13 protein-coding genes are annotated in these 14,700 nt (G+C 71.5%); 8 read left to right on the top strand and 5 right to left on the bottom strand.

The features are described from left to right. The first annotated feature begins 52 nt into the window (after window positions 1-52). The gene (locus tag CS0771_RS07150; protein ID WP_203752773.1) at window positions 53-484 is read left to right on the top strand and encodes a hypothetical protein; all 432 of its coding nucleotides are present in this window, start codon (window positions 53-55) and stop codon (window positions 482-484) included. A 67-nt stretch (window positions 485-551) separates the two neighbouring features. Here CS0771_RS07150 and CS0771_RS07145 read toward each other — a convergent pair whose 3' ends face one another. The 4 genes from CS0771_RS07145 to dnaK all read right to left on the bottom strand — a co-directional run bounded on the left by CS0771_RS07145 (window position 552) and on the right by dnaK (window position 4,914). Continuing rightward, window positions 552-959 (bottom strand): heat shock protein transcriptional repressor HspR, encoded by a 408-nt coding sequence (locus CS0771_RS07145; protein WP_212840295.1) that lies wholly within the window; start codon window positions 957-959, stop codon window positions 552-554. A gap of 6 nt (window positions 960-965) precedes the next feature. Beyond that, window positions 966-2,129 (bottom strand): molecular chaperone DnaJ, encoded by a 1,164-nt coding sequence (gene dnaJ / locus CS0771_RS07140; protein WP_212840294.1) that lies wholly within the window; start codon window positions 2,127-2,129, stop codon window positions 966-968. 80 nt (window positions 2,130-2,209) lie between these two features. Next, window positions 2,210-3,076 carry a nucleotide exchange factor GrpE gene (grpE, locus tag CS0771_RS07135; protein WP_244870656.1) on the bottom strand — a complete coding sequence of 289 codons (867 nt, stop codon included), beginning with the start codon at window positions 3,074-3,076 and terminating at the stop codon, window positions 2,210-2,212. Next, window positions 3,073-4,914 (bottom strand): molecular chaperone DnaK, encoded by a 1,842-nt coding sequence (gene dnaK / locus CS0771_RS07130; protein WP_212840293.1) that lies wholly within the window; start codon window positions 4,912-4,914, stop codon window positions 3,073-3,075. Before dnaK ends, grpE begins: the two co-directional genes overlap by 4 nt. Window positions 4,915-5,076: 162 nt before the next feature. Here dnaK and CS0771_RS07125 point away from each other — a divergent pair, with 162 nt between their 5' ends. After that, window positions 5,077-5,700: a GTPase domain-containing protein gene (locus CS0771_RS07125; protein ID WP_212840292.1), complete on the top strand. Its 624-nt coding sequence runs from the start codon at window positions 5,077-5,079 to the stop codon at window positions 5,698-5,700. 27 nt (window positions 5,701-5,727) lie between these two features. Beyond that, window positions 5,728-7,026, top strand: a complete 1,299-nt coding sequence (locus CS0771_RS07120) for a hypothetical protein (protein ID WP_212840291.1) — start codon at window positions 5,728-5,730, stop codon at window positions 7,024-7,026. Between the two features lie 238 nt (window positions 7,027-7,264). Here the strand turns inward: CS0771_RS07120 and CS0771_RS07115 are convergent, their stop codons facing one another. Beyond that, a complete protein-coding gene (locus tag CS0771_RS07115) occupies window positions 7,265-8,527 on the bottom strand; it encodes a hypothetical protein (protein WP_212840290.1) in 1,263 nt (420 codons plus the stop codon). Between the two features lie 313 nt (window positions 8,528-8,840). On the opposite strand from CS0771_RS07115, the gene pdhA reads away from it, so the two are divergent. The 5 genes from pdhA (at window position 8,841) to CS0771_RS07090 (ending at window position 14,541) form a co-directional block, all read left to right on the top strand. Beyond that, entirely contained in the window at window positions 8,841-9,983 is a 1,143-nt protein-coding gene (pdhA, locus tag CS0771_RS07110; RefSeq protein WP_203752795.1) for a pyruvate dehydrogenase (acetyl-transferring) E1 component subunit alpha, read from the top strand. Next, window positions 9,980-10,969: an alpha-ketoacid dehydrogenase subunit beta gene (locus CS0771_RS07105; protein ID WP_212845673.1), complete on the top strand. Its 990-nt coding sequence runs from the start codon at window positions 9,980-9,982 to the stop codon at window positions 10,967-10,969. The genes pdhA and CS0771_RS07105 overlap by 4 nt, the downstream gene beginning before the upstream one ends. Window positions 10,970-10,985: 16 nt before the next feature. After that, a complete protein-coding gene (locus CS0771_RS07100) occupies window positions 10,986-12,401 on the top strand; it encodes a dihydrolipoamide acetyltransferase family protein (RefSeq protein ID WP_212840289.1) in 1,416 nt (471 codons plus the stop codon). Then, window positions 12,401-12,901: a flavin reductase family protein gene (locus CS0771_RS07095; RefSeq protein ID WP_244870655.1), complete on the top strand. Its 501-nt coding sequence runs from the start codon at window positions 12,401-12,403 to the stop codon at window positions 12,899-12,901. Before CS0771_RS07100 ends, CS0771_RS07095 begins: the two co-directional genes overlap by 1 nt. Before the next feature lie 95 nt (window positions 12,902-12,996). Then, entirely contained in the window at window positions 12,997-14,541 is a 1,545-nt protein-coding gene (locus tag CS0771_RS07090) for an LCP family protein (RefSeq protein WP_212840288.1), read from the top strand. Window positions 14,542-14,700: the final 159 nt, after the last annotated feature.

Genomic DNA, 14,700 nt, shown 5'->3' with positions numbered 1-14,700 from the left:
TGACTCTGGCCGCGTCTCCCACAGCCCGCTTTCATTCCAGCGGAGGATAACGATGAGCGCTCCCCCGGCGGTGTTCCGTGGCTTCGCGAACCCGGTCGACCCCACGCCGAACGAGTTGCGGACCTGGGCGTACGCACCGGAATCCGTGCCCCTGACAGCCATGCCCCCGGACTGGGACCTGCTGGTCTCCGGCGACCGGCTCATCAACACGCTGTTCGACCTGGCCATGGACACCAGCTGCCCGGCCCGCCGCTTCGCCCTGCACTGCCTCTACATCTACGCCGCTGACGCGATCCGCACCGGCTTCAAGGCCCACCCCCGCCGCAAGCTGCGCAAGCTCGTCGAGGAGGCCGAGGAGGAGGGCGACGAGCAGATGGCGGTATGGGCCCACAACACCCGGGTGCTGCTGGCCCGGCCCGGCCTGTTCGACTACAACGACTGGTGCGAGGGCGGCCTGGTCCGCCACGGCCGCCGCCTGCAGTAGCCGTCGCCTGACGTGAGCGAAGCCGTCGGGCAGCGGTACGAACGGACCGGCCGCGCCCGGCGCCGGCTCAGCCTTCGCTGGAACGCGGACGCCAGACCACCAGCGCCGTCGAGGTGCGCGTGCTCGGCAGCAGCTCGGTGCGCGGGAACGCGGAGATCGCCTCCAGCTGCGCCAGCCGCGCCTCGGCGTACGCCAGGCGCTCCTGCATGTGCTGCAGCCGCTCCCGCAACTCCAGCACCAGGCGTTCCTGGTCGATGATCCGCCTGACCCCGGCGAGGTTGACGCCCTCCTCCTGGCTCAGCCGCTGGATCTCGCGCAGCAGCTCGACGTCGCGCAGGCTGTAGCGCCGGCCGCCGCCCGCGGAGCGCCCCGGCTCGACCAGACCCATCCGGTCGTACTGCCGCAGCGTCTGCGGGTGCATGCCGGCCAGTTGCGCGGCCACCGAGATGAGCAGCACCTTGGCGTGTTCATCCACTGTGGATCACCTCCGTTCCAGGTGGTCCCGCCGGACGGGCGGGGCCAGCTCGGTGAAGCGCACCAGCGCCTCCCGAGCCTCCTCGGACAGCTGCTGCGGCACCACTATCTCCACGGTAACCAGCAGGTCTCCGCTGTGGCCATCACGTTTGGGCACACCCTTGCCGCGCACCCGCAGCAGGCGCCCGCTCGGCGTGCCCGGCGGCACCTTGACCTTCATCATGCCGTCCAAAGTGGGCACCCGGACCTCGGCGCCCAGCACCGACTCGGCGAAGGTCACCGGGATGGTGACGGTCAGGTCGTCGCCGTTGCGGCCGAACATCGCGTCCGGGCGCACGATCGCCCGGATGTAGAGGTCACCGGGCGGGCCGCCGCGCTCGCCGGGCTCACCGCGCCCGGCCAGCCGGATGCGCTGGCCGTCGGCGACGCCCGCCGGGATCCGTACGGTCAGCGTGCGGGTCTTGGTCACCCCGCCGGTGCCGGCGCACTCCGGGCACTTGTGGTCGACCACCGTGCCCACGCCCTGGCAGTCGCGGCACGCCTCGGCGAAGCCGAACGCGCCCTGGTTGCGGTTGATCACACCTGCGCCGTGGCAGAACTTGCAGGTCCGCGGCCGGGTGCCCGGCTTGGCGCCGTCGCCGTGGCAGGTGTCGCAGACGCCGAGCGTCCGCAGCGTCAGCGGCTGGGTCGTGCCCTGCACCGCGTCCGCGAAGTCCAGGAAGATCTCGGCCTCGACGTCGCGCCCGCGAGCCGGGCCGCGCGGCGGCGCGCCGGTGCCGGCCCCGCCGGAGAAGATCGAGCCGAACAGGTCGGCGAACCCGGCGCCGCCGAAGCGCTGGTCACCGCCCCCGCGACCGCCGCCGTGGCCGAACAGGTCGGACATGTCGAAGGGCTGGCCGCCCGCGCCGCGCGCACCACGCCGGAACGCACCCGACTCGAACAGCGAGCGCATCTCGTCGTACTCGCGCCGCCGGTTCTCGTCGGAGAGCACGTCGTACGCCTCCGACACGGACTTGAAGCGCTCCTCCGCGGCGGCGTTGCCGGGGTTGTGGTCCGGATGCAGCTCACGTGCGAGCCTGCGGTACGCCCTCTTGATCTCTGCGGCCGTGGCGTCCTTGGCCACTCCGAGCACCGCGTAGAAGTCCTTCTCCAGCCAGTCTTTCGAGCTCATCCAGTACCCCCTCCCCCTGTCGCGACCGAGGCTCCCTTCCCGCTCGCGTACGCGGCGGGAAGGGAGCCTGGGTCATGTTGTCATTCCGGTGCCGCGACGGCCACCATGGCCGGGCGCAGCAGGCGCTCGCCCAGCAGGTAGCCCCGGCGCATCACGTCGATGCAGGTCGGCTCGGTGACCTCGGCGGACGGCAGGTGCGCCACCGCCTCGTGCCGGTTCGGGTCGAAAGGATCGCCCTTCTCGCCGAACGCGGTCAGGCCGAACTTCGCCACGACCGCGCCGAGCTGCTCGGCGACCGCGCCGAACGGCCCAGTCAGGTCGCCGTGGTCGCGCGCCCGGTCCAGGTCGTCCAGGATCGGGAGCAGCGCCGACAGCACCGAACCGGTGGCGAGCTCGGCGGAGACCGCCCGGTCGCGCTCCACCCGCCTGCGGTAATTGGCGTACTCGGCGGTCACCCGCTGCAGGTCCGCCGTGCGCTCCTCGAGCGCGGTGCGCAGCTGCGCGAGCTCCGCGCCCAGCGCGGCGGGCACCGCACCGGCCTCGGGCTCGGCGGCCGGCTCCACGACGGGCTCGGCCTCGACGACCTCACCCTCCACGGTCTCGGCGGACTCGGTGGCAGGCGCGGCCTCGGCCTCGGCGGCCTCCGGCGCGCCCAGGTCGACGGTCTGCATCTCGACGGTGACCGTCTCGACGACGACCTGCTCGGGCGCCTCCTGCGGGGGGTTCTCCGCGGCCGGAGTCGCCTCCTGCGCGGCTTCGGTGGCGGCTCGGGCTTCCGACGACTCCCCACCACCGCCGGCCTGCTCGGTGCCGGCCGCCGGGACGGCCGGGGTCTCCGGCTGCTCGGACATGGTCGCTCCGCTCGGGCTGATCTTGCGCTTGTTCTTGATCACGATGCGCTCGCCGGCGGGCGGTTCCGCCGGCGAGGCACCCTTTGCTCCGGTCACTTCTTGCCCTCGTCGTCGATGATCTCCGCATCTACGACGTCGTCATCGGCCTTGGCACCCCCGGTCGCGCCCTGCGGGCCCGCGTCGGTCGCGCTCGGACCGCCGGCCTGGCCGTACAGCGCCGAACCGGCCGCCTGCGACACCTGGGCGAGCTTCTCGTGCGCCGACTTGATCTTCTCGATGTCGGTGCCCGCCAGCGCGCTGCGCAGCTCGCTCAGCGCCTCGTTGATGTTCTCCCGCGCGTCGGCGGGCAGCTTGTCGCCGCTCTCCGCGAGGAACTTCTCGGTCTGCCACTGCAGCGCCTCGGCCACGTTGCGGGTCTCCGCCTCCTCGCGGCGGCGGCGGTCCTCCTCCGCGTGCTCCTCGGCGTCGCGGCGCATGCGCTCGATGTCGTCCTTCGGCAGCGACGAGCCGCCGGTGATCGTCATCGACTGCTCCTTGCCGGTGCCCAGGTCCTTGGCGGACACGTGCACGATGCCGTTGGCGTCGATGTCGAAGGTGACCTCGATCTTCGGCACGCCGCGCGGCGCCGGCGCGATGCCGGTCAGCTCGAACGTGCCGAGCTTCTTGTTGTACGCCGCCATCTCGCGCTCGCCCTGGAAGACCTGGATGAGCACGGAGGGCTGGTTGTCGTCGGCGGTGGTGTAGACCTCGGACCGCTTGGTCGGGATGGTGGTGTTGCGCTCCACCAGGCGGTGCATGATGCCGCCCTTGGTCTCGATGCCCAGCGACAGCGGGGTCACGTCCAGCAGGAGGACGTCCTTGACCTCACCCTTGAGCACACCGGCCTGCAGCGCCGCGCCGACCGCGACGACCTCGTCCGGGTTGACGCCCTTGTTGGGCTCCTTGCCGGTGAGCTGCTTGACCAGGTCGGTCACGGCGGGCATCCGGGTGGAGCCGCCGACCAGGATGACGTGGTCGATGTCGGCCAGCTTGACGCCCGCGTCCCGGATCGCCGACTCGAACGGCGCCTTGCACCGGTCGAGCAGGTCCTGGGTCATGCGCTGGAACTCGGCCCGGGTCAGGGTCACGTCCAGGTGCAGCGGGCCCTCGGCGCCGGCGGTGATGTAGGGCAGGTTGATGCCGGTGGTGTTGGCCGCCGACAGCTCGATCTTGGCCTTCTCCGCGGCCTCCTTGAGGCGCTGCATGGCCATCTTGTCGGCGCCCAGGTCCACGCCGTACTGGCCGCGGAACGTCTTCACCAGGTGCTCGATGATGCGCTCATCCCAGTCGTCGCCGCCCAGGTGGTTGTCACCGGAGGTCGACTTGACCTCGACGACGCCCTCGGCCAGCTCCAGCAGCGAGACGTCGAACGTGCCACCACCGAGGTCGAAGACCAGGACGGTCTGCTCCTTCGAGCCCTTGTCCAGGCCGTACGCCAGCGCGGCGGCGGTGGGCTCGTTGACGATGCGCAGCACGTTGAAGCCGGCGATCTCACCGGCCTCCTTGGTCGCCGTACGCTGCGCGTCGTTGAAGTACGCGGGGACGGTGATCACGACGTCGGTGACGGTCTCGCCCAGGTAGGCCTCGGCGTCCCGCTTGAGCTTCTGCAGCACCCGCGCGGAGATCTCCTGCGGCGTGTACTTCTTGCTGTCGATGTCGACGGTCCAGTTGGTGCCGACCTCACGCTTCACGGACCGGATGGTGCGGTCCGGGTTGGTGACGGCCTGGCGCTTGGCCACCTCGCCGACGAGCACCTCACCGTTCTTGGCGAACGCCACGATCGAGGGCGTCGTGCGGGAGCCCTCGGCGTTCGCGATGACGGTGGGTTCGCCACCCTCGAGCACGGCCATACAGGAGTTGGTCGTACCCAGGTCGATGCCGACCGCACGTGCCATGTTCGTGTTCCTCCAAGATCAAAGTTGCCGGACCGTCAAGTTGAGTCCGGACGACTCAATACTGACACGGGAGCCGGAACTGTCAAGCGGAAGGTTGAGCCCGTCACACTCAAGTCTGACGGTGTCCTAGTGAGTTGTCCCATTTCCGCTTAGGCTTCCCTTGTGTATGACCAACGAGTAACCGAGGGCGGGGCGGCACGGACCGCACCTCTGCTCGCGGTGGTCGGAGGGCCGACCGGCGCGGGCAAGTCGACGCTGGTCAACAGCCTGGCGCGAGCCCCGATCAGCGCCACCGGCATCCTGCGCCCCACCACCCGCAAGCCCGCCCTGGCCTGCCATCCACGCAGCGTGGCCGCCATGTCCTGGCTCGGCATGCCCCCGATAGCCGCGCCCGCCCTCCCGCCCCACCTGGCGATCGTGGACGCACCGGACGTGAACGCCGTCGACCAGACCAACCGGTCCGCGACCGAGGCCGTGTTCGAGCGCGCCGACCTCTGGATCTTCCTGACCACGGCGGCCCGCTACGCTGACGCCCAGGCGTGGCGGGACCTGCGCGCCGCGCAGCAGCGAAGGGTCGACCTGGCAGTGATCCTCGACCGCGTGCCCAGCGCGGCCGCCGACGAGATCCTGCCGCACCTCACGCAACTGCTCGGCGAGCCGGTGCCGCTGTTCGTGGTCGCGGAGTCCGAGCTCGACCGGCAGGGCATGCTCGCCGAGAGGGTGGTCACTCCGATCTGGGAGTTCCTCCACAAGTGCGCGAGTGCGAAACTTGCCGAGGCAACATGACGTCGAGGAGAGCGGAAGGAGGGCCCGGTGACCCACGCCACCCCCGGTAGTGAGTCCGTCGCCACCAAGCTCGACATCGTCCAGCAGGTCGTGGACCTCGCGGGCGAGCACCTCGCCGGTGAGCCGGCGCTGGAGAACGCGCGGGTGATCGCCGAGCGCTCGGCGGACCGGCTGCGGCTGTCCCGGGGCTTCACCACCATCGCGCTGGCCGGCACCACCGGCAGCGGCAAGTCCAGCATGTTCAACGCGTTCACCACGATCGACCGGTCGCCCGCGGGCATCCTGCGCCCGACCACCTCCGAGCCGTACGCGTGCGTGTGGGGCAGCCTCACGTACGCCGACGAGCTGCTGGACTGGCTCGGCGTCTCCTCGCGGCGCCGGTTCACCCGTGAGTCCGCGCTCGACGCCAACGACGAGGCCGGCCTACGCGGCATGATCCTGCTCGACCTGCCCGACGTCGACTCCGTCGAGCCGCGCCACCGCACCGAGGTGGACCGGCTGCTGCACCTGGTCGACGTCGTGATCTGGATCTGCGACCCGCAGAAGTACGGCGACCAGCTCGTGCACGAGGGCTACCTGCGCCAGCTCGCCAGCCAGCGCGACGGCCTCATCGTCGCCCTCAACCAGACCGACAAGCTGCAGCCCGCCCAGCTGCCCAAGGTCGGCGCCGACCTGCGCCAGCTGCTGGACGACGGCGGCCTGGGCAAGGTGCCCCTGGTCCCGACCTCGGCCACCGGCGACGTGCCCGCGCTGCCGCCGAGCAAGCGCGGGCCGATCAAGCCCAAGCCCGGCCCGTTCGTCACCGAGCGATCCACCCGCGGCTACCCCGGCGTGGCCGTGCTGCGTGCCCTGCTGGAGCCGGTCATCCTGCGCGGCACCGTCGCCGAGGAGGCCGTCGACCGCGACCTCACCGCGTCGCTGGCCGACTTGGCCAAGCTCGTCGGCAACCCGGTCACCCCGCCGTCGATCAACTCCCTGGTCCGCGGTCTCGCCTCGGCCGGCACCGACGCCGCCCGCATCGAGCAGTCCGTCCAGGCGTTCGCCGCGAGCGCCGCGGCCGGCCTGCCCGGCCCCTGGGCACGCGCCGTCGAGACGGCCGCCCGGTCCCGCCTCGGCGAGCTGCCCGCGGCGCTGAGCCAGGCCGTCGCGTACGCCGACGCGCAGCGGCCGCGCCGCGCGTGGCTGCCCGGCGCGAAGAAGCGCGCCGACGCCCGCACCGAGACGATCCTGCGCGCCGAGATCGACAAGGTCGCCCTGCGTTACGTGGTCGAGCCCGTCCGCCGGGCTCTCAGCGCCTACGAACGCACCCGCACCACCCTGACCTGACCTCAATTTCCCGCAACCCGCGGCTTCCACGACGAGATCGCCGTCTCGTGTCACCTTCTGCGGCCTGACCGCATATCCCGACACGAGACGGCGATCTTTTCCCGCCAGGCGGCCGCCGTTTCCCGGAAACCGCCGCCTCTCCACACAAGATCGCCGTTTCGTGTCAGGTTGTGCGGTCTAACCACACCTTCTGACACGAAACGGCGATCTTCACGGGGTCGGGCGGTCCGTGGCGGCGTCAGCGGTGGCGGGAGCCGCCCGCGTACCCGTGGCGGGTCTTGAACCCACCGGCCTCGGACTTGCCGGACTTGGACCTGCCGGTCTGGAACTCGGCGGCCTTCCGGTGCTTCGCCTTGCGGATGTGCCGGCGCTTCTCCTCGTCGCCGCCTGCCCCGCGCTCGGCCGGCTTCAGCCGCGCCACGGAACCTGAGCGTTCCGTGACGTCGCGCGCCTTGCCGCGTGCTCTGCGCGCCTCGCGGCGGTTTGCGGTGCGCACCTCGGGCGCCGTCACCTCGACCGGGACGACCCGCGCCGACCCGGCGGCCTTTCCGCCCGACCCGAACCGGGCCGGGAGCACCCGAGTGGCGGACGGCAACCCGTGTGTTGCCTTCGCCACCCGGAAGTTGCCGTCACCGTCGGCACCCGGCTCGCACGGCTCACCCTGACCGGTCCAGCCGCCCTGGTCGTGGCGATGCCAGTGCCAGGGCAGGTGCGGGCGGTCCGGACGAGCGTGGCCGCCGGGCACCCAGGGACCCCCCGGGAAGACAGGTCCGCCGGGGCGAGGTCCGCCCGGCAGGGGACCGCCTCCGGGCAGACCCGGCCCACCTGGGAAAGACGGGCCCGGAAACGACGGGGCAGGGAACGACGGGGCAGGGAACGACGGCTCGCCCGGGAATGACGGGCCGGGGAACGACGGGCCGGGGAATGACGGCTCGCCGGGGAATGACGGCTCGCCCGGGAGGGCGGGGCCGGGGTCGGCCGGGTCGGGCGGCGGGACCGGGCGCACCGCGCCGGGCTCGGGCGGGTGGGCCACCGGCCGCCAGACCGGCCGCAGCGGCGGAGCCACGATCGGAGCCTGGTGCTCCAGCAGCGGATCCGCGGTGTCGCGCGGTGGCTCGTCGGCGTCCTCGTCGTCGTGCACGGCGGCTTGAGCCAGGCCGGGGTCGGCCTGGGGCGCCGGCCGGACCGGGCGCTCGGGCAGCCGGAGCGAGGGCGGGGTGAGGTGATCACCGGGCACCACGAACGGCTGCAGCGGCCCGGCCAGGCGGGCGCCGAAGTCCGGATCGACGCCGTCCAGCCCGGCCCGCAGCACGATCCAGCTGGGCACCGCGGTCAGGCCGACCAGCAGCGTGACCAGCAGGCCGTACCGGCGGGCCGGGGAGCGGGCAGGACGTGGCCGGGCGAACGCCACGGGCGCCGCGGGCGCCGGTGCCGCCGCCGGGACGGGCTGCGGTCTCGGCGGGGAGCCGAAGACGTCTTCCAGGAAACTTTCGTCGGGCATCGGTGTGCTCCTTGGGGCACGGGGGGAATTGGCCCAGAATGCCCCAAACAACGCCATGATCCGGGTATTTGACGTATTCCCAGACCCAGATTTTCTGGCTGACGGTTGCCAATATCACGTGCCTGGCCTGTGACTGCCGCCACCGATACGGCAGTATGGGGGCCAGGCGGCAGCGTGGCCGTGGTCACCGCGTACTCCGGACTCACACTGCCGCAGCCAGGCGTCTTCGCCCCACGAGGGACTCGACGTGGCGCCAACCGATGCGCGGCAGACACACCCCGTCGCCGTCGCACCACTGACAGGGAGAACACGGATGACCAGAGTCGAGCGCGCGGCCCCGCGCCGCGGCGGCAAGCGCTCGGGACCCCCCGAGCCGGAGTTCGTACAGCTCCTCACCCCTGAGGGCGAGCGAGTCTCACACCCCGACTACTCCGTCGACTTCACCGATGACGAGCTGCGCGGTCTCTACCGCGACCTGGTCACGGTGCGCAAGCTCGACGCCGAGGCGACCGCCCTGCAGCGCCAGGGTGAGCTGGGCATCTGGGCCAGCCTGCTGGGTCAGGAGGCGGCGCAGGTCGGTTCCGGCCGGGCGCTGCGCACGCAGGACATGGCCTTCCCGACGTACCGCGAGCACGGCGTCCTCTACTGCCGCAACATCGACCCGATCATGCCGCTGGGCCTGTTCCGGGGTGTCGACCAGGGCGGCTGGGACCCGGTGGCGAACCGGTTCAACACGTACACGATCGTGATCGGCGCGCAGACCCTGCACGCGACCGGATACGCGATGGGCGTGGCCAAGGACGGCAAGGTCGGCGACGACGACGAGACCAGCGAGGCGGTCATCGCCTACTTCGGCGACGGCGCGACCAGCCAGGGCGACGTGAACGAGTCGTTCATCTTCAGCAGCGTCTACAACGCGCCGATCGTGTTCTTCTGCCAGAACAACCAGTACGCGATCTCCGAGCCGCTGGAGCGCCAGACCCGCATCCCGCTGTACCAGCGCGCGGCCGGCTTCGGCTTCCCCGGCATCCGGGTGGACGGCAACGACGTGCTGGCCACGTACGCGGTGACCCGCGCGGCGCTGGACAACGCGCGCCACGGCCAGGGCCCGACCCTGATCGAGGCGTACACCTACCGCATGGGCGCGCACACCACCTCCGACGATCCGACCCGCTACCGCGTGGCCAGCGAGGTCGAGGCGTGGCAGGCCAAGGACCCGATCGTCCGTATGCGCCTGTTGCTGGAGAAGCAGGGCCTGGCCGACGAGGCGTTCTTCAAGGCCGTGGACGAGCAGGCCCGGGTCGAGGCGGTCAAGCTGCGCGAGCGGGTGCTCTCGATGCCGGACCCCGACCCCGTGACCATGTTCGACCACGTCTACCCCAACGGCTCGCCGCTGGTCGACAAGCAGCGCGCCGAGTTCGAGACCTACCACGCCTCGTTCGAGGGGAGCCACTGATCATGGAGACGCTTACCCTCGGCAAGGCCATCAACCTCGGCCTGCGCCGCGCCATGGAGGACGACCCCAAGGTCCTGATCATGGGTGAGGACGTCGGCAAGCTCGGCGGCGTCTTCCGCATCACCGACGGCCTGCAGAAGGACTTCGGCGACGAGCGCGTCATCGACACCCCGCTGGCCGAGGCCGGCATCGTCGGCACCGCGATCGGCCTGGCCCTGCGCGGCTACCGCCCGGTCGTCGAGATCCAGTTCGACGGCTTCGTCTACCCGGCGTACGACCAGATCGTCTGCCAGGTGGCGAAGTTCCACTACCGGTCCAAGGGCAAGGTCAAGCTGCCCATGGTCATCCGGATCCCGTTCGGCGGCGGCATCGGCGCGGTGGAGCACCACTCCGAGTCGCCCGAGGCGTACTTCTCGCACACCGCCGGCCTGAAGGTCGTGGCGTGCAGCAACCCGTCGGACGCGTACTGGATGATCCAGCAGGCCATCGCCAGCGACGACCCGATCATCTTCTTCGAGCCCAAGCGGCGCTACTGGGAGAAGGGCGAGGTCGACACGGCCGCGACCCTGTCCTCGGCGTACCCGCTGCACAGCTCGCGGGTGGCCCGCCCCGGCACCGACGCGACCCTGCTGGCATACGGCCCGATGGTCCGCACCTGCCTGGACGCCGCGACCGCGGCGGCCGAGGACGGGCGCAATCTGGAGGTCATCGACCTGCGCTCGCTGTCCCCGCTGGACATGGCCCCGGTGTTCGACTCGGTCCGCAAGACCGGCCGGGCCGTGGTCGTGCACGAGGCGCCGGGCAACGTGGGCCTGGGCGCCGAGGTCGCGGCCCGGATCACCGAGGAGTGCTTCTACTCCCTGGAGGCTCCGGTGCTGCGGGTGACCGGGTACGACATCCCCTACCCGGCCTCCCGCATGGAGGAGGAGTTCCTGCCGGACCTGGATCGGGTGCTCGACGCCGTCGACCGCTCCTTCGGGTTCTGAGGAAGGGGAGCGCAGCATGGCGATCAACCAGTTCCCCCTGCCCGACCTCGGTGAGGGTCTGACCGAGGGCGAGATCCTCAAGTGGCTCGTCGCCGAGGGCGACGTCATCGAGCTCAACCAGCCCATCGTCGAGGTGGAGACCGCCAAGGCCGCGGTCGAGATCCCGGCGAAGTGGGCCGGCAAGGTCGTCAAGATCTACGTGTCCGAGGGCACCGTGGTCGAGGTCGGCTCGCCGATCATCTCGATCGACACCGGCGGCGACAGCGCGCCGGTGGCCGACGACATGTCGCAGGGCGCCGCCGCCCAGGCCGAGAAGGTCGCGGGCGAGGCGACCGGCGGGCTCATCGGCGAGACCACGGCCAGCGGCCGCACCGCGGTGCTGGTCGGCTACGGCCCGCGGGTCACCGCGGCCAAGCGCCGGGCCCGTAAGGGCGAGGCCGAGGCTCCGGTCGCCGCCCCGGCTCCGGTCGCGGCGGCTCCGGCCCCGGTCGCGGCTCCGGCCGCCCCGGCGAAGCCGGCTCCGGCTCCGGCGGCTCCCGCTCCGGCGGGGCAGAACGGCCACGCGGTGCTCGCGAAGCCGCCGGTCCGGATGCTCGCCCGCAACCTGGGCGTGGACCTGTCCACCGTGGCGGGCACCGGGCCGCAGGGCTCGATCACCCGCGACGACGTGCAGTCCGCCGTGTCGGCCCCGGCCGCCGCGGCCCCGCAGGCCGTGCTGACCCCCGGCCAGCGCGAGACCCGCATCCCCATCAAGGGGGTACGCAAGCTGACCGCCGCCAACATGGTGGCCTCGGCCTTCACCGCACCCCACGTCACCGAGTTCCTCACGGTCGACGTGACCCGGTCGATGAAGGCGCTGGACCGGCTGAAGGCCGACCGGGAGTGGCGCGACGTGCGTGTGTCGCCGCTGCTGCTGGTCGCCAAGGCGGTGCTGCTGGCGGCCAAGCGCCACCCGATGGTCAACTCGTCGTGGGACGAGGCGGCGCAGGAGATCGTGGTCAAGGACTACGTGAACCTGGGCATCGCCGCGGCCACCGAGCGCGGCCTCATCGTGCCGAACATCGCCGACGCGGGGCGCCTGTCCCTGCGGGAGCTGGCCGACGCGATGACCGACCTGGTGCAGACGGCGAAGTCGGGCAAGACGCCGCCGTCGGCGATGTCCGGCGGCACGTTCACGATCACCAACGTGGGCGTGTTCGGCGTGGACACCGGCACCCCGATCCTGCCCCCGGGCGAGGCCGCGATCCTGGCCTTCGGCGCGGTGCGGGAGACCCCGTGGGCGCACAAGGGCAAGGTCAAGCTGCGCCAGGTGACCACGCTCGGCCTGTCGTTCGACCACCGGATCATCGACGGTGAGCTGGGCTCGAAGTTCCTCCGGGACATCGGCGCCTTCCTCACCGACCCCGAGGCCACGCTGCTCGCCTGGACCTGATGATCCACGACACCGATCCGTTCGCGACCCCGGAGTCGGCGCGCAGTTCCGTGCGCCGGCTCCGGGGTCGCTTCGGCATGACCGTCTGCCTGTGGACCGCGCCGGGCCCGGCCGGGCTGACCGTGTCGTCGACGCTGGTCGGCGACGGCGACCCGGGCCGGGTGCTGGGGCTGATCGACGAGGAGTCGGAGCTGTGGCCCGCCGTCGAGGCGGCCGGGGTGTTCACCGTGGTGCCGCTCGGCGAGCCGCACCGGCAGCTCGCGGACCGGTTCGCCGGGCTGATGCCCGCACCCGGCGGGCTGTTCCGGCAGGAGGCGTGGGAGCAGACGCCGTACGGGCCGGTCCCGGCGGGCGCGGGCACGTGGGCGGGCTGCCGGCTGGACGCGGCACGCCCGTTCGGCTGGGGGCTGCTCGTCGAGGGCACCCTGGCGCAGATCACTCTGGGTGACGCCGCCGCTCCGCTGATTCACCATCGTGGCAGGTACACGACACTGTCGTGATCTAGGCGAGCGGGCACCGGAACAGCCTGTGAGCTGCCGCGCCACGGCCCGGCGCTGCACCCGCGTTGTCGCAATGTCCTCGTAGGCTTGGTTTCATGTCCAACCAGTCGCCTGACCAACCCGAGGCCGGCAACCCCCAGGCTGGAGACGCCGATGAGGCCCCCGCCAAGCCCGCGCAGCGGCCCACCGGCCGCGCGTCGGTCGGCCGTGCCTCGGTGACCCCGCCTCCGGACGGCTCCTCCGGCCGGTCGTCGTCGACCGGCCGCTCCTCGTCCTCGGACGGGGACAAGGGTTCGTCGGACCAGGCGGGCAAGGTGTCCGACGCGGCCGCCGCGGCGCTGCGCACTCCGACCTCGGGCCGGGCCTCGGTGCCCGACAGGTCGGCGGGCAAGGTGTCCGACGCCGCGGCCGCGGCGCTGCGCACGCCCACCTCGGGCCGGGCCTCGGTGCCCGGCCGGACGTCCACCCCCGGCCGCGCCTCGGTGCCGTCGCGCCCCTCGGGATCGGCCTCGTCGCGCCCCTCGGGTGCGGGTCCGGCCGGGTCCTCCGGCCGTGGCGGGCGGGGCGGCTCGGCGCGGGTGCCGGTCGGCGCCGCGGGTAACACGTACGGCACGCCCAAGCGCAAGATCCAGCCCAAGTGGGGCCGAATCGGGCTGGTCGCGGTCATCGCGCTGGCGCTGTGCGCGGGCCTCGGCCTGGGCGGCACCTGGATCTACGCCAAGATCGTCGAGGGCAACCTCAACCGCAACGACCCGTTCTCCGCGCTGACGGGCGGGCGCCCGCCCAAGACGGAGTCCGGCGCCCTGAACATCCTGCTGGTCGGCAGCGACTCACGGGACCCGGACGCGCCCACCGACCAGGGCGGCGAGTGGCGCACCGACACGATGATCATCATGCACATCCCGTCCTCGCAGGACCGGGCGTACCTGATCTCGATGCCGCGCGACCTGCACGTGTACATCCCGAAGGAGGCCTCGGCGGCCGACTGCGGCACCCGCAAGGCGAAGCTGAACGCGGCGTACGCGTTCGGCGGCCTGCCGCTGCTGGTGAAGACGATCGAGTGCTACTCGTCGGTGCGCATGGACCACGTGATGCTGATCGACTTCGGCGGCTTCAAGGAGGTGGTCGACGCCCTCGGCGGCGTCGACATGAAGATCGAGAGGACCATCACCTCGATCCACAAGCCGAAGCGCACCTTCACCAAGGGCACCATGCACCTCAGCGGGGAGGAGGCGCTGGACTACGCGCGCCAGCGCAAGCAGTTCCCGGACGGCGACTTCGCCCGCATGCGCCACCAGCAGCAGCTGCTCAAGGCGATGCTGGACAAGGCCGCCAGCGGCGGCACGCTGACCAACCCGAGCAAGCTGCACGGCTTCCTGGAGGCGATCACCGGCGCGGTCACCGTCGACCAGGACTTCAGCCTGGTGGACATGGCGATCCAGTTCAAGGGCATCCGCAGCGAGGACCTGACGTTTATGACCAACCCCCACCTGGGCAGTCAGATGGTGAACGGGGAGAGCGTCGTGGTGTCGGACCGGGAGAAGGCGGTCGCGCTGTACGACGCGGTCAACAAGGACACCGTGAAGCAGTGGTACGAGATCAACGTCAGCCCGCCGCCATCACCCAAGGCGAATAATTAACAGCGAAGATATTTCCTAAATTGGGTCAAATGCATCCGATCTGGTCTATGCCTCCTCGCCGGTACGTAGACCGAGCCATTAGAGTGGCTCGGTCTACTGCTGACTCAGACCCCCGGGGGCAAGCGTGGCCAACAAGTCGCGGCGAGGCGGTGCCAGGAA

Source organism: Catellatospora sp. IY07-71, from assembly GCF_018326265.1.
Taxonomy (GTDB): domain Bacteria; phylum Actinomycetota; class Actinomycetes; order Mycobacteriales; family Micromonosporaceae; genus Catellatospora.
Note: the sequence above shows the minus strand (reverse complement) of the source record. Positions and strands in the feature narration are given on the sequence as shown.

Excerpts from the sequence above, each read along its gene's own strand:
- CS0771_RS07150 (WP_203752773.1), top strand. The coding sequence starts at position 53 with ATGAGCGCTCCCCCGGCGGTGTTCCGTGGCTTCGCGAACCCGGTCGAC.
- dnaJ (WP_212840294.1), bottom strand. The coding sequence starts at position 2,129 with ATGAGCTCGAAAGACTGGCTGGAGAAGGACTTCTACGCGGTGCTCGGA.
- dnaK (WP_212840293.1), bottom strand. The coding sequence starts at position 4,914 with ATGGCACGTGCGGTCGGCATCGACCTGGGTACGACCAACTCCTGTATG.
- CS0771_RS07115 (WP_212840290.1), bottom strand. The coding sequence starts at position 8,527 with ATGCCCGACGAAAGTTTCCTGGAAGACGTCTTCGGCTCCCCGCCGAGA.
- pdhA (WP_203752795.1), top strand. The coding sequence starts at position 8,841 with ATGACCAGAGTCGAGCGCGCGGCCCCGCGCCGCGGCGGCAAGCGCTCG.
- CS0771_RS07100 (WP_212840289.1), top strand. The coding sequence starts at position 10,986 with ATGGCGATCAACCAGTTCCCCCTGCCCGACCTCGGTGAGGGTCTGACC.
- CS0771_RS07095 (WP_244870655.1), top strand. The coding sequence starts at position 12,401 with ATGATCCACGACACCGATCCGTTCGCGACCCCGGAGTCGGCGCGCAGT.
- CS0771_RS07090 (WP_212840288.1), top strand. The coding sequence starts at position 12,997 with ATGTCCAACCAGTCGCCTGACCAACCCGAGGCCGGCAACCCCCAGGCT.